Source organism: Kitasatospora sp. NPDC038210 (assembly GCF_055600605.1).
The window spans coordinates 95,845-116,176 of record NZ_JBVJYK010000006.1; the positions used below are offsets into that span (position 1 = coordinate 95,845).

At 71.9% G+C, this 20,332-nt stretch carries 18 protein-coding genes; 9 read left to right on the plus strand and 9 right to left on the minus strand.

The window, feature by feature from the left end:
* Nucleotides 1-23 precede the first annotated feature (23 nt).
* Nucleotides 24-1,451 (plus strand): pyruvate kinase, encoded by a 1,428-nt coding sequence (gene pyk, locus ACZ7KX_RS14510; RefSeq protein WP_470326745.1) that lies wholly within the window; start codon nt 24-26, stop codon nt 1,449-1,451.
* An 85-nt stretch (nt 1,452-1,536) separates the two neighbouring features.
* On the opposite strand, the gene ACZ7KX_RS14515 is transcribed toward pyk, so the two are convergent.
* The 4 genes from ACZ7KX_RS14515 to ACZ7KX_RS14530 form a co-directional block, all read right to left on the minus strand.
* A complete protein-coding gene (locus tag ACZ7KX_RS14515; protein ID WP_470326746.1) occupies nt 1,537-3,030 on the minus strand; it encodes a hypothetical protein in 1,494 nt (497 codons plus the stop codon).
* Nucleotides 3,027-3,710: a DUF6114 domain-containing protein gene (locus ACZ7KX_RS14520; RefSeq protein WP_470326747.1), complete on the minus strand. Its 684-nt coding sequence runs from the start codon at nt 3,708-3,710 to the stop codon at nt 3,027-3,029. Before ACZ7KX_RS14520 ends, ACZ7KX_RS14515 begins: the two co-directional genes overlap by 4 nt.
* Before the next feature lie 158 nt (nt 3,711-3,868).
* Complete coding sequence (locus ACZ7KX_RS14525) at nt 3,869-4,540, minus strand: DUF6230 family protein (RefSeq protein ID WP_470326748.1); 672 nt, start codon at nt 4,538-4,540, stop codon at nt 3,869-3,871.
* 778 nt (nt 4,541-5,318) lie between these two features.
* A complete protein-coding gene (locus ACZ7KX_RS14530) occupies nt 5,319-6,308 on the minus strand; it encodes a tetratricopeptide repeat protein (protein WP_470326749.1) in 990 nt (329 codons plus the stop codon).
* Between the two features lie 447 nt (nt 6,309-6,755).
* On the opposite strand from ACZ7KX_RS14530, the gene ACZ7KX_RS14535 reads away from it, so the two are divergent.
* Nucleotides 6,756-7,382: a TetR/AcrR family transcriptional regulator gene (locus ACZ7KX_RS14535; RefSeq protein WP_470326961.1), complete on the plus strand. Its 627-nt coding sequence runs from the start codon at nt 6,756-6,758 to the stop codon at nt 7,380-7,382.
* A 75-nt stretch (nt 7,383-7,457) separates the two neighbouring features.
* Here ACZ7KX_RS14535 and ACZ7KX_RS14540 read toward each other — a convergent pair whose 3' ends face one another.
* The 3 genes from ACZ7KX_RS14540 to ACZ7KX_RS14550 all read right to left on the minus strand — a co-directional run bounded on the left by ACZ7KX_RS14540 (nt 7,458) and on the right by ACZ7KX_RS14550 (nt 10,382).
* Entirely contained in the window at nt 7,458-9,143 is a 1,686-nt protein-coding gene (locus ACZ7KX_RS14540) for an acyl-CoA mutase large subunit family protein (protein WP_470326750.1), read from the minus strand.
* Between the two features lie 284 nt (nt 9,144-9,427).
* Complete coding sequence (locus ACZ7KX_RS14545; RefSeq protein WP_470326751.1) at nt 9,428-9,769, minus strand: DUF3817 domain-containing protein; 342 nt, start codon at nt 9,767-9,769, stop codon at nt 9,428-9,430.
* 76 nt (nt 9,770-9,845) lie between these two features.
* Nucleotides 9,846-10,382: a MarR family winged helix-turn-helix transcriptional regulator gene (locus tag ACZ7KX_RS14550; protein WP_350520239.1), complete on the minus strand. Its 537-nt coding sequence runs from the start codon at nt 10,380-10,382 to the stop codon at nt 9,846-9,848.
* A 496-nt stretch (nt 10,383-10,878) separates the two neighbouring features.
* Between ACZ7KX_RS14550 and ACZ7KX_RS14555 the strand changes: the two genes are divergently transcribed.
* Both ACZ7KX_RS14555 and ACZ7KX_RS14560 read left to right on the plus strand, forming a co-directional pair.
* Nucleotides 10,879-12,507, plus strand: a complete 1,629-nt coding sequence (locus ACZ7KX_RS14555; protein WP_470326752.1) for a M4 family metallopeptidase — start codon at nt 10,879-10,881, stop codon at nt 12,505-12,507.
* A 474-nt stretch (nt 12,508-12,981) separates the two neighbouring features.
* Entirely contained in the window at nt 12,982-14,607 is a 1,626-nt protein-coding gene (locus ACZ7KX_RS14560; RefSeq protein WP_470326753.1) for a M4 family metallopeptidase, read from the plus strand.
* 186 nt (nt 14,608-14,793) lie between these two features.
* On the opposite strand, the gene ACZ7KX_RS14565 is transcribed toward ACZ7KX_RS14560, so the two are convergent.
* Nucleotides 14,794-15,105 carry a DUF3817 domain-containing protein gene (locus tag ACZ7KX_RS14565; RefSeq protein WP_350520242.1) on the minus strand — a complete coding sequence of 104 codons (312 nt, stop codon included), beginning with the start codon at nt 15,103-15,105 and terminating at the stop codon, nt 14,794-14,796.
* 294 nt (nt 15,106-15,399) lie between these two features.
* Here ACZ7KX_RS14565 and ACZ7KX_RS14570 point away from each other — a divergent pair, with 294 nt between their 5' ends.
* The 5 genes from ACZ7KX_RS14570 to ACZ7KX_RS14590 all read left to right on the plus strand — a co-directional run bounded on the left by ACZ7KX_RS14570 (nt 15,400) and on the right by ACZ7KX_RS14590 (nt 19,195).
* Nucleotides 15,400-16,197: a DUF2127 domain-containing protein gene (locus ACZ7KX_RS14570; protein ID WP_470326754.1), complete on the plus strand. Its 798-nt coding sequence runs from the start codon at nt 15,400-15,402 to the stop codon at nt 16,195-16,197.
* Nucleotides 16,198-16,277: 80 nt separating this feature from the next.
* Nucleotides 16,278-16,916 (plus strand): AIM24 family protein, encoded by a 639-nt coding sequence (locus ACZ7KX_RS14575; RefSeq protein WP_350520244.1) that lies wholly within the window; start codon nt 16,278-16,280, stop codon nt 16,914-16,916.
* The gene (locus tag ACZ7KX_RS14580; RefSeq protein ID WP_470326755.1) at nt 16,916-17,566 is read left to right on the plus strand and encodes an AIM24 family protein; all 651 of its coding nucleotides are present in this window, start codon (nt 16,916-16,918) and stop codon (nt 17,564-17,566) included. Before ACZ7KX_RS14575 ends, ACZ7KX_RS14580 begins: the two co-directional genes overlap by 1 nt.
* 263 nt (nt 17,567-17,829) lie before the next feature.
* Nucleotides 17,830-18,639 (plus strand): AIM24 family protein, encoded by an 810-nt coding sequence (locus ACZ7KX_RS14585; protein ID WP_470326962.1) that lies wholly within the window; start codon nt 17,830-17,832, stop codon nt 18,637-18,639.
* Nucleotides 18,640-18,679: 40 nt separating this feature from the next.
* Complete coding sequence (locus ACZ7KX_RS14590) at nt 18,680-19,195, plus strand: MarR family winged helix-turn-helix transcriptional regulator (protein ID WP_350520246.1); 516 nt, start codon at nt 18,680-18,682, stop codon at nt 19,193-19,195.
* Between the two features lie 128 nt (nt 19,196-19,323).
* Here the strand turns inward: ACZ7KX_RS14590 and meaB are convergent, their stop codons facing one another.
* Complete coding sequence (gene meaB, locus ACZ7KX_RS14595; protein WP_350522897.1) at nt 19,324-20,280, minus strand: methylmalonyl Co-A mutase-associated GTPase MeaB; 957 nt, start codon at nt 20,278-20,280, stop codon at nt 19,324-19,326.
* Nucleotides 20,281-20,332 lie beyond the last annotated feature (52 nt).

Genomic DNA, 20,332 nt, shown 5'->3' on the forward strand with positions numbered 1-20,332 from the left:
CCCGAACGGATAGACTGATCGATATGCGCCGAGCGAAAATTGTCTGCACCCTGGGTCCGGCGACGGACTCCTACGAACAGCTGAAGGCCATCGTCGAGGCGGGCATGAACGTCGCCCGACTGAACATGAGCCACGGCAACCACGCGGACCACGAGGAGCGGTACCGCAAGGTCCGCCAGGTCTCGGAGGACACCGGCAAGGCCATCGGCGTCCTGGCCGACCTCCAGGGTCCGAAGATCCGTCTGGCGACCTTCGCCAACGGCCCGGTGACCGTCGACAACGGCGACGAGTTCACCATCACCACCGAGGACGTCCCCGGTGACCAGTACATCTGCGGCACCACCTACAAGGGCCTGCCCGGCGACGTGAAGCCCGGCGACCCGATCCTGATCAACGACGGCGTCATCGCCCTGGAGGTCGTCAGCGTCGACGGCCCGCGGGTGAAGACCGTGGTGGTCGAGGGCGGCGTGCTCTCGAACAACAAGGGCATCAACCTGCCCGGCGCGGCCGTGAACGTGCCCGCCCTGTCCGAGAAGGACAAGGACGACCTGCGCTTCGCCCTGCGCCTGGGCGTCGACATGGTCGCCCTGTCCTTCGTCCGCAACGCGGACGACATCAAGGACGTCCACGAGGTCATGGACGAGGTCGGCATCCGGGTGCCCGTCATCGCCAAGATCGAGAAGCCGCAGGCCGTCGAGGCCATGGAGGAGATCGTCCTCGCCTTCGACGCCATCATGGTCGCCCGCGGCGACCTCGCCGTGGAGTACCCGCTGGAGCGGGTGCCGCTGGTCCAGAAGCAGCTGGTCACGCTGGCCCGCCGCAACGCCAAGCCGGTCATCGTCGCCACCCAGATGATGGAGTCGATGATCCACGCCTCGCGCCCGACCCGCGCCGAGGTCTCCGACGTCGCCAACGCCATCCTGGACGGCGCCGACGCGGTCATGCTCTCCGCCGAGTCCAGCGTCGGCAAGTACCCGGTCGAGACCGTCCGCACCATGAGCCGGATCTGCGAGAAGGCCGAGGAGGAGCTGGTCTCCCAGGGCCTGCAGCCGCTCAACCCGGGCCGCAAGCCGCGCACCCAGGGCGGCTCGGTCGCCCGCGCCGCGTGCGAGCTGGGCGACTTCCTCGACGGCAAGGCGCTGGTCGCCTTCACCAAGTCCGGCGACACCGCCCGCCGACTGTCCCGCTACCGCTCGCCGATCCCGGTGATCGCGTTCACCCCGGACTCCGCGACCCGCAACCAGCTCTCGCTGAGCTGGGGCGTCGAGGCGTACGTGACCGAGCAGGTCGCCACCACCGACGCCATGGTCGCCCAGGTCGACCGTGAGCTGCTGCGGATGGGCCGGCTCGCCGACGGCGACACCGTGATCGTCACCGCCGGTGTCCCGGTCGGCATCCCCGGCACCACCAACATGGTGCAGGTGCACCACCTGGGCACCCGGGGCGAGTGAGCCCCAGGACCTGAGAACGCCCGTGGGGCGGTCCTCCCGTACGGAGGGCCGCCCCACGGGCGTCAGTGCGTCCGGAGCCCGTCGCTCACTCGTTGCTGTAGGGCGCGTCGTCGTTGAACAGGTGCATCCCCGGGATGTGCAGGGTGCCGCCGAACTGGCCGGCCTGCTTGGCGGTGACGCCGGTCAGCTCCAGGTCCAGCGGGATCGGGATGGCACCGATCAGGTCGTACAGCCAGCGCGGCAGGGTGTCCGGGGTGAGGGTGATCTCGCCCAGGTCGATCGGGATCGGCAGGCCGAGCACCTTGGAGAGATGGCCGGACAGCCGTTCCACGTACATGGTGACCGGGCCGTTGCGCATGGTCGAGGTGGAGCCCTTGGCGCCCTGGACGTGGAAGGTGACGCCGTTCCCCTCCAGTGTCGACATGTCGAGATTGTCGATGTCCACACTGTCGACCACGAACTTCAGCACCCGCTTGCTGCCGGTCGGGGTCTTCACGTCGTAGACGCCGTGGAAGGCCGCGCCGTGCAGGGCCAGACGGCTGGTCAGCAGCGTCCAGTTCTGCTCCGGGACGACGTGGCCGGTCGTGGCCGCGCCCGCGGTCAGACCCCGGGTGTCCACGTCGCAGTTGGGGTTGTCGGTGGGCGTGGCGGACGGGGTGCCGGTGGCGCCCGCGGTGGGCGAGGCGGTGCCGGAGGCGCCGGCCGAGGGCGTCGCCCTGGGGCTCGCCTTCCCGCTCGGCGTCGCGGCCGGCGAGGGCGCGCCGCCGGAGGACGGGGTCGTCGTCGGCGCGGCGTCCGGGGTCGCGCCGTGGACCTGCGGCTGGGCCGGCGCGCCGGCCCGCGGGGCCGGGGCGGTCGGGGTGGTGGCCGCCGGCGCCGGGGTGGTGCCCGGCTTGGGCGCCTGGGTCGGGGTGGCGGTCGGGCTGGGCGAAGCCGTCGGGTTCAGCAGGTGGTTGATGCCGCCGACGATGTCGTCGATCAGCCCCGCCTGGGTCGCCGTGCCAGGACCACTGCCGACGCCCGGCCGGTCCGTGCCCGGCGCGACCGCGCCGGTGGTGGCGGCCCCGGTCTGCGGCTGCGCGGCCGCCCGGGCGGCGGGCGGCTGGGTGCCGGGCTCCGCCGCGGCCGGCGGCTTGACCGGCGCGACGGTCGGCGTCTGGCCGGTCGGCTGGGTCGGCACCGAGCTCGGGCCGGTCGAGGGCCCAGGGTTGGGCGCCGTGGTGGGCGCGGTGGTGGGCGCGGTCGGCGGGGTGGTCGGGCCCGCGGTCGGGCCCGTAGTCGGGTCGGCGGTCGGGCCCGGCGGCGGCTCGGGCAGCTCGCTCTTGGGGACGGGCGTCTCGATCGGCGCGACGTCCGGCACCGTGGCCGGCGCGGCACCGCAGGGCTTGCCCGCCGCCGCCTCGGCGATCGCCGGGTTGGGCGTGTAGGCGGCGGCCATCAGCAGCGCGGTCGGCACCGCGGCCATCGCCAGTGCGCGGCCTCTGAGTCTGACCCGTACGGGCGTGCGCGGGGCCGCGTGCCGACCGGAGCGCCGCGCCGGCACGGCCGCGTCGTCGGCTTGCTCGGCCGGCCCGGTCACCGCGCGGCCTCCGGGTCGGTGGCACCGGCCTGCTTCGGGACGGACGCCTCGGCGACGGGCTGGGCGGCCGGCTCCTGCGGCTCGCCCTGGGCGGGCAGTTGGGCGGTGGGCGCCTCGGCGGCAGCCGCGGCGGCGGTCTCCGCGGCGGCCTCGGCGGCCGGCTCGGTGGCGACGCTCTGCGCCACGGCCTCACCGGTCCCGGTGTCCGCGGCCGCCGCGTCCTCGGTGCCCTTGCGGCGGCCACGACGACGGCCCTCGGCAGCGGTCTTCGGCTCCGGCAGCGGCGCCCAGGAGACCATCAGCCCGCCGCCGATCAGGCCCGGCAGCAGCGCCAGTCCGAAGCCCGCCAGGTTGGAGACCGGGATCGAGACCAGGGTCAGCAGGATGGTGGCGATGCCGCCGAAGACCCGCACCGCGGGCTGGAACCAGGCGGTCAGACCGAGGATGATCATCAGCACGCCGATGATCAGCGACCCCGCGCCGGCCGTGGTCGACATCGCGATGGTCAGGCCACCGAACGTCAGGTGCGCATAGGGGAAGTAGAGGATCGGGACGCCGGCGATCATGGCCAGCAGGCCGCCCCAGAAGGGCCTGGTGCGGCGGAAATCACGGAAGTGCCGCCAGAGCCACCCGATCGGGCTCTGGTGGCCGGTCCGGGGTTCGACCGTTGCGCTGGACATGGTGCAGCTCCTCGATGTCGCTACGAGGGGAGAACAATGGGGGTGGGCCGGGGGCGGCGATGCTCCGCCGCCCCCGGCCCCGGGTGGACCCGTCGTCGGGTCGCGTCACCCGGCAGGCCGTCAGGCGTGCCGGGCGGGCGTCCCGGTCAAAGCGAGGCTCAGAAGCACTCGTTGCCCGCGCCGTCGCCGCTCTTCAGCGCGAGGCTCAGGCCGTTCAGCTTGAACGTGCCGGCCGAGGTGGCCCGGGCGACCTGCTGAACGCCGCTCAGGTCCGCCGCCTTGGCGGCCTGGGCGAAACCGGTCGCACCGGAGGGCAGGCCGGCGCCGCCGCCGGCCTTGGTGACGCCCGGGTGCGGGGTCCAGCCCTGGGTGGCCGAGCCGGAGAGGGTGGAGGCGTCCTGACCGATGTTGATGTTGGTGAAGGTCGCGTCCGCCTTCAGCTGCTCCAGGTCGATCAGCAGGTTGTCGGCCTGAACCGGCTTGCCCGCCTCGGTACCGGCGTGCAGCTGCAGGGTGATCTTGCCCAGACCGAAGCCGGTCAGGTCCGTCACCACCGACTGGCACAGGTTGGTGATGTCGGCGTGGTCGAAGGCCGAGACCGCGACCGGGTGCGGCTTGCCGTTCGCCTCGATGTCGACCGAGCCGAACTGGGCGAAGTTGGTGCCGTGCAGCTGGTCGGTGCTGACCTTGAACTGCTGGCCGGAAATGCTGAACGAAGCGGCGAGCGCGCTGTTGGCGATCGAGACGCCGACCATCGCGGTGGCCGCGACGCTCGGAACCATCACCAGGGCGAAGCGCTTCCAGCGGGTCTTGCCGTAGGTCTTGGACATGCGAGTCCTCCTTCTAGGACGTACATCTCCGGCTCCCCGGCGGCGTGGCGCGCGCCGGTGGGGGCCTGGGATGGGAGAGAGCTACGTCCTCGGTAGCGGAGAGCGCCTTGGGCGTCGTCGGACGCGGGAGCGGCCTGCGTAGAGCGGCCCTCCCGGCCGAGCACCGACCGACCTTGTGGGGCGGCGGGCAGGACCGACGACATCGGCGATCACCCCCGAGCGACAACCAGCGACCGCGCAGGGCCGCGCGGCCGGTCGAAGGACAGGAACCGCCGTGGGACCGCGGATACCCCCCTGCCCTCCCTACCGCCGACCGGGGCCGGCGGATCACCCGGTGGGGATCCCGCGCTCCGCTTGGCCGACGACTGTCGGAGGGTGTGGAGTCCGGGACCGGGCGACGCCGATGCTGCTTGAATCCCGGGCGAAGCACAAGGGGTGCCTTACTGACGGGTAATCCAACATTCGGTGGCGTCGATCATGAACTGGACGCGACGAGCACCGTACGTGACGTCTTGAAGGAACGGTGACGGCGAAATCTGCCGGAAACACCGCCGAAACACCCGTGGGTGGTCACGGATAGTGACCACCCACGGGTGAAATCAAGATTTGGTAAACCTCTGTCCGGTTGACCGGATTGTCGCCAAATCACCTGGCGACACCGCAGGTCATCCGCCGTGCCAGCCGACCGGCCGGAGCCGGGTCGGACCCGGCCCGGGCGCGGACCCGAAGCGCTCTCGGAACGAGCCCGGACCGGCGTCGGAACGGGCCCGGACCGGGGTCAGAACAGGACGCGCGCCAGCGCCGTACGGGCCGCGGTGACCCGCGGGTCGTCCGACCCAATCACCTCGAACAGCTCCAGCAGGCGCAGCCGGGCGGTGTCCCGGTCCTCGCCGGCCGTCCGCCCGACGGTGTCCACCAGGCGCCCGAAGGCGTCCTCGACGTGGCCACCGACCAGGTCCAGGTCGGCCGCCTGGAGCTGGATCGCGACGTTCTTCGGCTCGGCGGCGGCCGCCGCCCGGACGTCCTGCAGGTCCAGGCCCTCGATCCGCTGCAGCAGCTCGGCCTGGGCCAGGCCCAGCTTGGCCTCGGTGTTGCCCGGCTGGTCGGTCAGCACGTTCTTGTACGCCTGGATGGCACCGCCCAGGTCACCGGCGTCCAGCGCGTCGTGCGCGGCGGCCAGCGCCGGGTCCTCGGGACGCTCCGGGGCCGCGGCCGGGGCCTCGCCCGGGGCGACCGCGCCGCCCACGCCGAAGCGCTGCTCGGCGACCAGGATCAGCTGGTCCAGGATCTTGCGGATGTTGGCGGCGCTCTCCGCGCCCTGGAACAGCGGCACCAGCTGGCCGGCCACCACGGCCATCACGGCCGGGATGCCCTGGATGCCGAACTGCTGGGCCAGCAGCTGGTTCGAGTCCACGTCGATCTTGGCGAGCACGAAGCGGCCGGCGTACTCCTCGGCCAGGCCCTCCAGGACCGGGCTGAGCTGCTTGCAGGGGCCGCACCACTCGGCCCAGAAGTCGATGACGACCGGCACCTCGGTGGAGCGCTGGACGACGTCGGACTCGAAGGTGTCCTCGGTGACGTCGATGACGAGCTGGAGGGCGGACTGGGCGGGGGCGACTCCGGCCGCTTCGGCGGCGGCCGCCTGACGGGCCCGCTCGGCCCGGGCCTGCTCGGCCTTCTGTGCGGCCTCGCCGGCCGCCTTCACTGCGGCGAGGTCGACCGCGCCGCGCAGGGCGGAGCTGTTGGGACGCGAATTCCGTGGCTGCATGGCACCATCCTCCCCCGTCCGCGCTGCTCGCGGGCACCATCCTCGGGAAAGTCGGCTCGCGCGGGGCGCGCTGCGCCGGTTCCCGGGCGTCGTACCCGCCCCCCGGTAGCCTGGACCGTTCGGCGCGGATCCCCACCCGCGCCCGCGCCGCTCCCGTCCCACGGTCGCGGCGCCTGGTTGTCACTGTTCTTTCGCTACGAGTCGTAGCGTAACTGGAGGCGGTGCCCCGGCCGCAAGCCCCACCGGCGGTTCGGCGACGTGACCTGCCCCACTTTCCCGGGCGGCCCGGCTGCCCGAATCGGCCAACAGTCGCTACCGTTACCTGCCCCACCCAAGTTACTTACCAGTAAAGCGCAAGGAGGCCCGGTGCCGGCCGCCCAGCCCCCCGCGAGCCCGGAGAGCACGGTCCCGACGTGCACGGACCCGGCGAGCTCGGCCCCGGAGGCCGTGCACCCGACCCCGGAGGCCGTCGGCACCGCCCGGGCCAAGGGCCGCCCGCGAAGCGCCGCCGCCGACCGCGCCATCCTCGCCGCCACCCGCGAAGCCCTCGCCGAACTCGGCTGGGGCGGACTGACCATGGGCCACGTGGCGAGCCGGGCCGGGGTCGCCAAGACCACGCTCTACCGCCGCTGGCCCTCCAAGAACGAACTGGTCGTCGACGCCGTCGCCACCCTCTTCGACGACCTGGTGATGCCCGACCTCGGCAGCCTGCGGGCCGACATCGAGGCCGTGGTGGCCCAGTTCGCCGACCTGCTGGCCCGCCCGGAGACCCAGGCCGCGCTGCTCGCGCTGTTCGCCGAGGGCATCCGCGACCGGCAGCTGCACCGCCGGATCCGCGAGGCCATCGTGGACCCGCAGAAGCGGCTGGTCCGCCAGGGCCGGACGGCCGCCCAGGCGCGCGGCGAACTCGAACCGGACACCGACGCCGGGTCCGCCTGCGAGGAGGTCGACATCATCTTCGACACCATCGCGGGCACCGTCGAGCACCGCGTCCTGGTCAGCGGCGAGCCGATCACCCCCGAGTGGACCCGCCGCTTCACCGACCTGCTGCTGGGCCCGCTCACCACCTGCTGAGGGCATGACGGAGCCGCCCGTACGGAACTCCGTACGGGCGGCTCCCCGCGCTCCTGCGGCCGTTCGCCGGCCCGGTCAGAACGCCGCGTTCTCCTGGTACGTGCCCCACTCCTGCCGCAGCGCGTTGCAGATCTCGCCCAGCGTCGCCTCGGCGCGCACCGCGTCCAGCATCGGCGGGATCATCGACTCGCCCGAGCGCGCCGCCGCCAGCATGGCGTCCAGCCCGGCCCGCACGGCCGCGTCGTCCCGGCCCGCCTTGCGCTCGCCCAGCACGCGCACCTGCTCGCGCTCGACCTCGTGGCTGACCCGCAGGATCTCCAGCTCGGGGGTGACGCTGCGCGGGTGGCAGTTGACGCCGACCACGCGCTTCTCGCCCTTCTCCACGCCCTGCTGGTACTGGAAGGCCGCCTCGGCGATCTCGCCGGTGAACCAGCCCTCCTCGATGCCGCGCAGGATGCCGGAGGTGATCGGGCCGATCTCGTGGTCCTCGCTGCCCTTGTCCAGGATCCGCTGGAAGATCGCCTCGGCCTGCTGCTCGATCCGGTCGGTCAGCGCCTCGACGTACCAGGAACCGCCCAGCGGGTCCGCCACGTTGGCGACGCCGGTCTCCTCCATCAGCACCTGCTGGGTGCGCAGGGCGATCTCGGCGGCCTGCTCGGAGGGCAGCGCCAGGGTCTCGTCCAGCGCGTTCGTGTGCAGCGAGTTGGTGCCGCCGAGCACCGCGGACAGCGCCTCGACGGCGGTGCGGACCACGTTGTTGTACGGCTGCTGCGCGGTGAGCGAGACGCCGGCGGTCTGGGTGTGGAAGCGCAGCCACTGCGCCTTGTCGGTCCTGGCGCCAAAGCGGTCGCGCATCCAGCGGGCCCAGATCCGGCGCGCGGCACGGAACTTGGCGATCTCCTCGAAGAAGTCCAGGTGCGCGTCGAAGAAGAAGGACAGTCCGGGCGCGAAGACGTCCACGTCCAGCCCCCGGGACAGGCCCAGCTCGACGTAGCCGAAGCCGTCCGCGAGGGTGTACGCCAGCTCCTGCGCGGCCGTCGCCCCGGCCTCGCGGATGTGGTAGCCGGAGACGGACAGCGGCTTGTACGCGGGGATGCCCTCGGCGCAGTAGGCCATCAGGTCGCCGATCAGGCGCAGGTGCGGCTCGGGGGCGAAGAGCCACTCCTTCTGCGCGATGTACTCCTTGAAGATGTCCGTCTGCAGGGTGCCGTTGAGCACCGCCGGGTCGACGCCCTGGCGCTCGGCGGCGACCAGGTACATGCAGAAGATCGGGACGGCCGGGCCGCTGATCGTCATCGAGGTGGTGACCTCGCCGAGCGGGATGTCCTTGAACAGCACCTCCATGTCGGCGGCCGAGTCGATGGCCACGCCGCAGTGGCCGACCTCGCCCAGCGACTTGGGGTCGTCGGAGTCGTAGCCCATCAGGGTGGGCATGTCGAAGGCGACCGAGAGGCCGCCGCCGCCCGCGTCCAGGATCATCCGGTAGCGCTCGTTGGTCTGCTGCGCGTTGCCGAAGCCGGCGAACTGGCGGATGGTCCAGGTGCGGCCCCGGTAGCCGGTCGGGTGCAGGCCGCGGGTGTACGGGTACTCGCCCGGCCAGCCGATCCGCTCGAAGCCCTCGTAGGCCTGCCCGGCGGGCGGGCCGTAGACCGGCTCGACCTCGTCCCCGGAGAGGGTGGTGAAGTCCGCGTCCCGCTTGCGGGCCTTGTCGTACCGCTGCTGCCAGCGCTGCCGTCCGCGCTCGATCTCCTCGGCGTCCATGACCCCGAACTCCGCTCCGTACGGCCGCCACGGCGACGGGCGGCACAGCTATTAGGACGTCCTACTAATTTACTCGGACGTCCTAGTACTTGTCGACGGACGACACCCCCGAATAGGTCGGCGGGCGAGAGCGGCCGGGCCGGCGAGCCGGGGCGACCGGGTCGGCGGGGCGGGCCGGACGGGTCCGGGAACGCCGAGGGCCCCTCCCCCGCGGCGGGGAAGGGGCCCTCGTGCGGGCTCCCGGGCGGCGGACCGCCGCACGGGCTCCCGGGCGGCCGGTCGGCTCAGACGCCGGCCGGCTGGCGGGCACCGGTGCCCGCCAGCAGCTTCTCGGCGGCCTCGCGGGCCACCTTGCGCTCGAAGACGAAGGAGAGGAACGGGATGCAGCCCGCCGCCAGGGTCAGCACCAGCCGGCCGAGCGGCCACTTCAGCTTCTGCCCGAGCAGGAAGGTCACCACGAAGTACCCGATGTACAGGTAGCCGTGCAGCATCGCGACGTACGTGGTCACGTCCTCGGCCGTGCTGAAGCCGTACTTCGCGACCATGAAACCGCAGAACACCAGCAGTGCCACACCGGTCGCAATGGCCAGGGCCCGGTACCAGCCCAGCAGGGGGGTCGCCTTCATACTCTTCCTCGCCTCGCTCGGCAGTTTCCGCCGGTACGCCCGGATCCGCGCACCGCTCCCACGAGGGTAGCCGTCCTCACGCCTCCGCCTGCGCAGCCCCCTCGTCGGGCTCGGAGAAGTCCCCGGCCGCGATCCGTAGCGGCTTCAGCAGGTCGAACACCTGGCGGCACTGCTCGGGGCCGTACTCCTCCAGCCCGAACTCCATCGCCATGAGCTCCCGGGTGGCCTCCTCGACCGCCTCCCGGCCGCGCCCGGTGATCGCGGCCAGCACGCCGCGGCCGTCCAGCGGGTTCGGGCGGCGGGCGACCAGGCCGGCCCGCTCCAGGCGGTCGACGGTGTTGGTCACGCTGGTCGGGTGGACCATGAGCCGCTCGCCGATCTTGGAGAGCGAGAGCTCGCCGGTCCGGCTGAAGGTCAGCAGCACCAGCGCCTCGTAGCGGGCGAAGGTCAGCCCGTACGGCTTGAGCACCGCGTCCACCCGGGAGAGCAGGATCTGGTGGGCGCGCATGATCGAGGTGATCGCCGCCATCGAGGGGACTCCGCCCCAGCGGCGGGTCCACAGCTCGTCGGCGCGGGCGATCGGGTCGAAGTCGAGTGCGAGGGGCTTGGCCACCTCCTTACCGTACCGGCGGACGGTACGGGTGCTACCAGCTGTCCTGATGGTGGACAAGCGCAACGTGTGGCGGGATCCCGCCAATCGGACGGCCAGGTCCATACCAGGACATTGCACCGATGTGAACGGATTGCAACGGACGTACGGCGCACCGGGGTTGACCACCGATCGCGCCAACACCGCTCCAACAGGCCTCGGTTCGGACGGTAACCCGTCGAACGGAGGGGTGATCCGTTCCTTTTGTCCGCTCGTTCACAATCCTTCCCCCTGGCGGGACTTGGCCAATTCATGAGCAAGACCTGTCATTTGTTTTGCTCGATTGTCATGCTTTCCGCCAACCCCGTACGGCCCTCCACCACCCCCACCCCCGGTGGCCGGCCGCTCGACCGCTCGGGGCCCTGAACGTCAGTGCCCGTCCCGCCCCTCAGGTGCCGACCCCGGCCCCCGGGACGCGGCGCGACCGCGCCCACACGCGGTTTCCCGGAAGGACTCGTCCGTGAAGCGAAAGCTCGCCGCAGTCGCCGTACTCTCCGCCACCGCTCTGCTCACCGGCGTCGTCCAGGTCAGCACCGTGGCCGTGGCGGACCCCGCCCCGCACTCCCGGGCCGGACAGCGCGCCGACCTGATCGCCCTGGCGAACGGCCAGGCGGGCAAGGTGGCGCACGCCCTGGCCCTGGGCGGCCAGGAGCAGCTGGTGGCCAAGGACGCCGTGGTGGACGCCGACGGCACCCGTCACTTCCGTTACGAGCGCACCTTCGCCGGCCTCCCGGTCCTGGGCGGCGACCTGGTGGTGCACCAGAAGGCGGACGGCTCGACCACCTCCGTGGACAAGGCCACCGGTGCGACCATCGCCCTGCCGAGCCTCACCCCGCAGATCCCCGCCGACAAGGCCGCCGCCCAGGCGACCGGCGCCGTGCAGTCCACCGTCGGCATCACCGCCGACGCGGACGCGGCGCCGCTGACGGCGGTGCACCAGACCGGCAAGGCCGAGCTGGTGGTCTGGGCCACCGACGGCAACCCGCGCCTGGCGTACCGCACCACCGTCGAGGGCGAGCGCGCCGACGGCACCCCGAGCCGTCAGCTGCTGGTCACCGACGCGGCCAGCGGCCAGGTGCTCTCCACCCACGAGGAGGTGCAGACCGCCGCCGGCACCGGCAAGGGCGTCTTCGTGGGCACCGTCCCGCTGACCACCACCCAGAGCGGCTCCTCCTACCAGCTCAAGGACGCGACCCGCGGCGGGCAGGCCACCTACACCCTGAAGAGCAAGACGTCCGGCTCCGGCACCCTGGTCGCCAACACCACCGACAGCTTCGGCAACGGCCTGGCCTCCAACGCGGAGTCCGCCGCGGTGGACGCCCAGTTCGGCGCGGCCGCCACCTGGGACTTCTACAAGAACACCTTCGGCCGCAACGGCATCAAGAACGACGGCGTCGGCGCCGCGAGCCGGGTCCACTACGGCCGCAACTACGTCAACGCGTTCTGGGACGACAGCTGCTTCTGCATGACCTACGGCGACGGCACGAGCAACACCCACCCGCTGACCGAACTCGACGTGGCCGGCCACGAGATGAGCCACGGCGTCACCTCCGCCACCGCCAACCTGAACTACTCGGGCGAGTCCGGCGGCCTCAACGAGGCCACCTCGGACATCTTCGGCACCATGGTCGAGTTCTACGCCAACCTGGCCGCCGACAAGCCGGACTACCTCATCGGCGAGCTGATCAACATCAACGGCGACGGCAAGCCGCTGCGCTACATGGACCAGCCCTCCAAGGACGGCGCCTCGGCCGACTACTGGTCCTCCAGCGTCGGCAGCAAGGACGTCCACTACTCCTCCGGCGTCGCCAACCACTTCTTCTACCTGCTCGCCGAGGGCAGCGGCGCCAAGACCGTCAACGGCGTCAGCTACAACAGCCCGACCTACAACAACTCCACCCTCGCGGGCATCGGCCGGGACAAGGCCGCGCAGATCTGGTACCGCGCGCTGACCACCTACTTCACCTCCACCACCAACTACGCGGGGGCCCGCACCGGCACCCTGAAGGCCGCTGCGGACCTGTACGGCGCGAGCAGCGCCGAGTACAGCGCCGTCGCCGCGACCTGGACCGCCGTCAACGTCAACTGACGTACGGCGCACGCGATCCGGACGCCCGGGGCCCCTCGGAGGGAGGGCAGGCCCCGGGCGTCCGCTCGTTCGGGGCCGCTCGTTCGGGGGCGTTCGCTCGGGCCGTTCGCTCGGGCCGTTCGTTCGGAACTGCCGCTTCGGGGCCGTCCGCCTGTCAAGGCCACCCGGCTGGCGGAGTCCCGCCAGGGGGGCGAACGCGGCATACCGGGCATCGGGCAGCAACCGAACCATCCGTACCGGGACTGGCGGTTCCTGGCCAATCCCCGGACGCGGTCTGTCCATTCGGGCCCGAAATTGTCATGCTTCTGACCACATCCCGTCCGACCTCCGCCACCCCCACCCATCGGCGGAGCGTCAGGAACCGCACGGGAACGGCACGTCCGCGCCCTACCGCCCCAACGGTGCCAACCCCGGCGCCCCGGTACGCGGCGCACCCGCACGCACCCGCGGGTCTCGTGGAAGGAACCCCCGTCCATGAAGCGAAAGCTGACCGTCGGAGCCGTACTCTCCGCCACCGCCCTGCTGGCCGGCGTCGTCCAGATCGCCGCCGTCCCCGCCCAGGCCGCCGCCCCCGCGCCGGAGCAGCAGCAGTCCGCGCTGCTCACGTTCGCGGCCGGGCAGAGCGCCCCGGTCGCGCAGGCCCTCGCCCTCGGCGGCCAGGAGAAGCTGGTCCCCAAGGACGTCGTGGTGGACCGGGACGGCACCCGCCACCTCCGGTACGAGCGGACCTACGCCGGCCTGCCGGTGCTCGGCGGCGACCTGGTCGTCCACCAGAAGGCCGACGGCTCGGTGGGCTCGGTCGACCGCGCCTTCGCCGGCCGGCTGTCCGTGCCCACCCTGACCCCGGCCGTCGCCGCGGGCCAGGCGGCCGAGCGGGCCACCGCCGCGGTGCGCGCCACGGTCGGCATCGCCGCCGACGCGGACGAGGCGGCGCTCAGCAAGGTCGACGGCGCCGGCGCGACCGAGCTGGTCGTCTGGGCGGCCGACGGCGCCCCGCGCCTGGCCCACCGCACGGTGGTCACGGGCGAGCGGGCGGACGGCACCCCGAGCCGCCAGGACGTCGTCACCGACGCCGCCACCGGCCAGGTGCTCTCCAGCCAGGAGCACGTGCAGACCGCGACCGGCACCGGCAAGGGCGTCAACGTCGGCACCGTCACGCTGACCACCACCCAGAGCGGCTCGAACTACCAGCTCAAGGACGCCTCCCGGGGCAACCAGTCGACCACCGACCTCAAGGGCGGCACCTCGGGCAGCGGCACGCTGTTCACCAACACCACCAACTCCTGGGGCAACGGCTCGCCGTCCAACCGTGAATCCGCCGCGGTGGACGCCCAGTTCGGCGCCGCGGCCACCTGGGACTACTACAAGAACACCTTCGGCCGCAGCGGCATCAAGAACAACGGCGTCGGCGCGGCGAGCCGGGTCCACTACAGCACCAACTACGTCAACGCCTTCTGGGACGACTCCTGCTTCTGCATGACCTACGGCGACGGCTCCGGCAACACCCACCCGCTGACCGCGATCGACGTCTCCGGCCACGAGATGAGCCACGGCGTCACCTCGGCCACCGCCGGCCTGAACTACTCGGGCGAGTCCGGCGGCCTCAACGAGGCCACCTCGGACATCTTCGGCACCATGGTCGAGTGGTCCGCCAACCTGCCCGCCGACCCGCCGGACTACCTGATCGGCGAGAAGCTCAACATCAACGGCAACGGCACCCCGCTGCGCTACATGGACAAGCCCTCCAAGGACGGCGCTTCGGCCGACTACTGGTCCTCCACCGTCGGCAACAAGGACGTCCACTACTCCTCCGGCGTCGCCAACCACTTCTTCTTCCTGCTGGCCGAGGGCAGCGGCGCCAAGGTGATCAACGGGGTCAGCTACAACAGCCCGACCTCCAACGGCTCGACGGTGACCGGCATCGGCCGGACCAAGGCGGCGGCCATCTGGTACCGCGCGCTGACCGTCTACATGACCTCCACCACCAACTACAAGGCCGCCCGCACGGCGACCCTGAAGGCCGCCACCGACCTGTACGGCGCGACCAGCACCGAGTACAAGACGGTCGCGGCGGCCTGGAGCGCGGTGAACGTCAACTAGCCGTCCGCCCCGGCACGAGCCACCCCCGGTAAGAAACGGCGACAGGCTGCCGCGGCCCTTTGGGAGAGGAGGCCGCGGCAGCCTGTCGACCGTCCGCGCCGCGGATCGGTCCGGTGCCGAGCGGTGGCGGGACCCGAACGGTGGCGGGACCCCCGGACGGTGGCGGGACCCGGGCGCCGGCGGGGATCAGGCGGTGGCGGGCTTCAGCTCGCCGCGCTCCTCCCGGCCGAGCATCCGCTCGGCGAGGAAGCCGCCGGTGGGCAGCACCGCGAGGACGAACAGCAGGACGCCGCGCTTGGCGTCCCACTTCTGCGTCTGCCAGGCCTGGATCCAGAAGACCACGTACAGGATGAACAGGACCCCGTGGACCATGCCCATCACCGGGACGGCGTCGAACGAGGTGGTCCGCTTCAGCACCGAGCAGATCAGCAGCAGGATGAACGAGACCCCTTCGGGGCCGGAGACCAGGCGCAGGCGGTGGACGGCGCTGCTGTTCACGTTGGGTACCTCAATACGGGGGTCGGAGGCGCGGGCGCGCTTGTGAAGCGACTCACAAGCCTTCCGGTCATTATCACCGAGCACACGTCCGACGCCCCTGCCGGGGGTGGGCTCCGTGCCCGATCTCACAGCACCCGCCCGCGGCTCCGCCGCCCCCGCGGTCCCGTCCCTGTCACAGCTGTGTGCCGGAACGCGACCGAGCGCGACGGCCCGACACCGGGAACCCCTATCCTGCTGCCCGCGCGCCCACCGATCCGGGCGCCGGAAGCATCACGCCACGGGGGTAGTCACCACATGTTCAAGCGCGACTGGGACCGCAGGACCTGCGCCAAGCGCGGCCACATCACCTACGCGCCCACCGAGCCCGAGCTGGCGTCCCGGCTGCACGCCGACACCGCCCTCGGCGACGCCTGGCGCTGCCTGCGCTGCGGCGACTTCGCGCTGGGCGCCCCGCACGGCTCCGGCCCGGCCGGGGACGCGCCGCTGGTGCCGCGCGGCAAGGCGCTGCGGGACCTCTTCATCCTGCGCTTCCTCGCCGTCGAGCGGGTGCTGCGCGGACTGCTGATCATCGTGGTCGCCTGGGCCGTGTGGAAGTTCTCCAACAGCCAGGACGCGGTGCACCGGATCTTCGACGAGAACCTGACGGTCTTCCGGCCCGTCACCGACCACTTCCACTGGGACCTCGAACACGCCCCGATCGTCGAGACGATCCGCAAGACCTTCGACTTCAAGAAGAGCACCCTGCTGATCGTCGCGGGCGCGCTGGTGGCCTACGCCCTGATCGAGATCGTCGAGGCGGTGGGCCTCTGGCTGAACAAGCGCTGGGCCGAGTACCTGACGGTGGTCGCCACCGCGGCCTTCCTGCCGCTGGAGGGCTACGAGCTGAGCCACCACGTGAGCGCGGTGAAGATCTGCACCCTGGTGCTCAACATCGCGGCGGTCCTCTGGATCATGCTCTCCAAGCGCCTGTTCGGACTGCGCGGCGGCGTGGTGGCATTCGAGGCCGAGCGCCACTCGGCGTCGCTGCTGGAGGTCGAGCAGGCGGCCGGCGCGATCCCGCACCCCGGACACGGGGCGCACGCACGGAGCTGACCGGCGCATTTGTCGCAGCCCCGTACCAGTTGCGCCCCGCACTCTCCCCGCGCCACGGCCGCACCGGCTAGATTGCGGCCGTGGCACAGTTCAGACTCCAGGGATCGCGAGTGCTCGCCGTCGACATGGGCGGGGACGCCGTCAAGGCCCGACACGGCTCCATGGTCGCCTACACCGGGCAGATGACCTTCAAGAAGCTGACCGGTGGCGGGGACGGCCTACGCGGCATGGTCGCCCGCCGGCTGACCGGCGAGAAGATGACGGTCATGGAGGTGAAGGGCCAGGGCACCTGCTACTTCGCCGACAAGGCCGCCGAGATCAACCTGGTCCGGCTGAACGGCGAGACGCTCTACGTCGAGGCGGACAACCTGCTCTGCACGGAGTCCTCCCTGCACACCGGCACCAGCTTCACCGGCCTGAACGGCATGTCCTCCGGCAACGGCCTCTTCACCACCAAGGTGGAGGGGCACGGCTGGGCCGCCGTCACCTCCAACGGGCCCGCCCTCATCCTGCGGGTCGACAAGGGCATGCCGCTGCGCGTGGACCCGGGCGCGTACGTGGCGCACACCGGCAACCTGCACCGCAGCCTGAAGTCGGGCGCGGGCTGGACCACGGTCATCGGCGAGGGCGGCGGCGAGGCCGTCCAGGTCGAGTTCACCGGCGACGGCCTGGTGTACGTGCAGCCCTCCGAGAAGATCACCATCGGGGGTGACGTCTGATGGGCTTCACGAAGATCAACGGAAAGATGGTCGAGGCCCAGGTGGTGCCCGGCCAGCGGCTGTTCAGCCAGCGCGGCGCGATGCTCGCGTACAGCGGCGACGTCCGCTTCACGCCGAACATCACCGGCGGGCAGGGCGGCGTGATGTCGATGATCGGCCGCCGGGTGGCCAACGAGGACACCCCGCTGATGACCGTCGAGGGCCAGGGCCGGGTCATGTTCGGCCACGGCGGCCACCACGTCCACGTGATCGACCTGTTCGGCGACACCCTGTACGTCGAGGCGGACCGGCTGCTCGCCTTCGAGGGCACGCTGCGGCAGTCCACCATGTTCATGGGCTCGCAGGGCGGGGTGATGGGCATGGTCCGCGGCCAGGTCACCGGCCAGGGCCTGTTCACCACCAAGCTGGAGGGCAACGGCTCCGTCGCGGTGATGGCCCACGGCGGCGTCTTCGAGCTGCCGATCGTCCCCGGCCAGTCGGTGCACGTCGACCCGCAGGCGTACGTGGCGCACCGCGGCGAGGTGCGCAACAAGCTGTCCACCGCGATCGGCTGGCGCGACATGATCGGCCGCGGCTCGGGCGAGGCGTTCCAGCTGGAGCTCTCCGGCCAGGGCACGGTGTACGTCCAGGCGAGCGAGGAGAAGCTCTGATGTCCTACCCGCCGCAGCCCCCGTACGGGTCGCCGCACGACCAGCCGACCCAGCCCGGTTTCGTCGTGCCGCCGCCCCCGCCGAACCACGGCCCGCAGCAGGGCTACCCGCAGCAGGGCGGGTACCCGTCGCAGGGCGGGTACCCCCAGCAGGGCGGGTACCAGACGCCTCCGCCCGGGCAGCCGCAGCAGTACGCCCAGCCGCCCGCACAGCAGCCCCAACAGGCGTACGCCCAGGAGCAGTTCGGCGGACCGATCGCCCCGCTGCCGACCGCTCAGGGCGGCACCGGCCCGGTGGTGCACGACGTGCACAGCCTGCCGGCCAACGACAACGTCAACCCGTACGCCTTCTCGGTCGAGCTGAACGGGTCCTACTTCCTGCAGAAGGGCAAGATGGTCGCCTACTACGGCGACATCACCTTCAAGGGCGTCGGCGCCGGGATGATCGACCGGATGCTCGGGCAGCACTTCAACTCGCCGATGCACGCGGCGGACTGGGTGGTCGCCGAGGGCCGCGGCAAGCTGCTGCTGGCCGACCGGGCGTTCGACCTCAACTCGTACGACCTGGAGGACGGCAACCTCACCGTCCGCTCCGGCAACCTGCTCGCCTTCGATCCGACGCTGCGGCTCAAGCAGTCGATCATCCCGGGCTTCCTGACCCTGATCGGCACCGGCCGCTTCGTCGCCGCCTCCAACGGGCCGGTGCACTTCGTCGAACCGCCGCTCCGGGTGGACCCGCAGGCCCTGGTCGGCTGGGCGGACTGCCCGGCGCCGTGCCACCACTACGACCACGACTACATGCACGGGCTGATCGGCGGCATCCGGCGGCTGACCGGCATCGGGGGCGCCTCCGGCGAGGAGCACCAGTTCGAGTTCATCGGTGCCGGGCAGGTGCTGCTGCAGTCCAGCGAGAAGCTGATGGCCGAGCGGTCGGTCGGCCAGGTGGGCGCCGAGGCGGGCGTCCCGATGGGCGGGGTGCCGTCGCAGCCGGGTTCGGTCGGTCACGGCGGCGGCAACCCCAACCTGCCGGGCCTGGGTAACCTGGGCGAACTCGGCCGACGTTTCGGCCTGTAAACTCGTACAAGATTGAACTAAATCAGGTATGCTGGGTGCCATGGATACGCACACGATCGACACTGCGGACAACCCTCCGTCGCAGCCCGAGGAGGAGACTCCCTGGCTGACCGTCAGGGAGCAGCGGATGTGGCGCGCCCATCTGGAGGTCTCCAAGCTGCTGGAGTACCAGCTCAGCCGCGAACTCCAGCCCCACAACCTGGCGATCAACGACTACGAGATCCTGGTCGTGCTCTCGGAGGCCCCGGACCGCCGGATGCGGATGACCGACCTCGCGACGGCCACCCTGCAGTCGAAGAGCCGGCTCTCCCACCAGATCACCCGGATGGAGAACGCCGGTCTGGTGCTCCGCCAGGAGTGCCCCGGTGACCGCCGCGGCCTCTACGCCCACCTCACCGAGCAGGGCTGGGAGACCATGCAGCGCGTCGCGCCGGACCACGTGCGCAGTGTCCGGGCGCACTTCATCGACCGCTTCACCCCGGAGCAGCTGGACGCCATGTTCGACGCCCTCGCGCCGATCGCCGACCACCTCCGCGGCCTCCGCGGCCGCGGCTAGGGCCGCTCGCACTTCCCCGCCCCGCCGCGACCACCCTCGCGGCGGGGCGGCCCGCATTCCGGGGCCCCCTCGGCACCTCCTGCGCAGGAAGTCGGCCACACCGACTTCCTGCGCAGGAGAACCGGCGGTCAGCTCGTGGTCAGGCCGGCGACGAGTTCGTCGGCAGCGCCGTACGGGTCCAGCTCGCCGGCGGCGACCCGCTCGGCCAGCGCCGCCAGGTGACGGTCCCCGCGGAGGTCGCCGATCCGGGCGCGCAGCTCGGCGAGCGCGATCGCCTCGATCTCCTCGGCGGCCCGGCGGCGGCGGCGCACCGCGAGCTCGCCGTGCTCCTCCAGCCAGGCGCGGTGCTTCTCCAGCGCCTCGACGACCTCGTCCACGCCCTCGCCGCGGGCCGCGACGGTCTTCACGATCGGCGGGCGCCAGTCCCCCGCCTCGCGGGCCTCGCCGAGGCCCAGCATGTGGTTGAGCTCCCGGGCGGTGGCGTCGGCGCCGTCCCGGTCGGCCTTGTTGACCACGAAGACGTCGCCGATCTCCAGGATCCCGGCCTTGGCGGCCTGGATGCCGTCGCCCATCCCGGGGGCCAGCAGCACCACGGTGGTGTCGGCCTGGGCGGCGATCTCGACCTCGGACTGGCCGACGCCGACGGTCTCGACCAGGATCACCTCGCAACCGGCCGCGTCCAGCACCCGCAGCGCCTGGGGCGCCGTCCAGGAGAGTCCGCCGAGGTGGCCGCGGGTGGCCATCGAGCGGATGAACACCTCGGGGTCGGTGGCGTGGTCCTGCATCCGGACGCGGTCGCCCAGCAGTGCGCCGCCGGAGAACGGCGAGGACGGGTCGACGGCCAGGACCCCGACCCGCTTGCCGAGCCGCCGGTAGGCGGAGACCAGCGCCGAGGTGGAGGTGGACTTGCCGACCCCCGGCGAGCCGGTCAGGCCGACGGTGTAGGCCTGACCGGTGTACGGCGCGAGCGCGGCCATCGCCTCCCGCAGCTGCGGCGCGGCGTTCTCGACCAGCGTGATCAGTCGGGCGACGGCCCGCGGCCGGCCCTCCCGGGCCTGCTCGACCAGCGTGGCGACATCGATCATCAGGGTCTCCTTGCGCGGATGTCGTCGTATGCCGAAGGGGCTGCGGACCGCT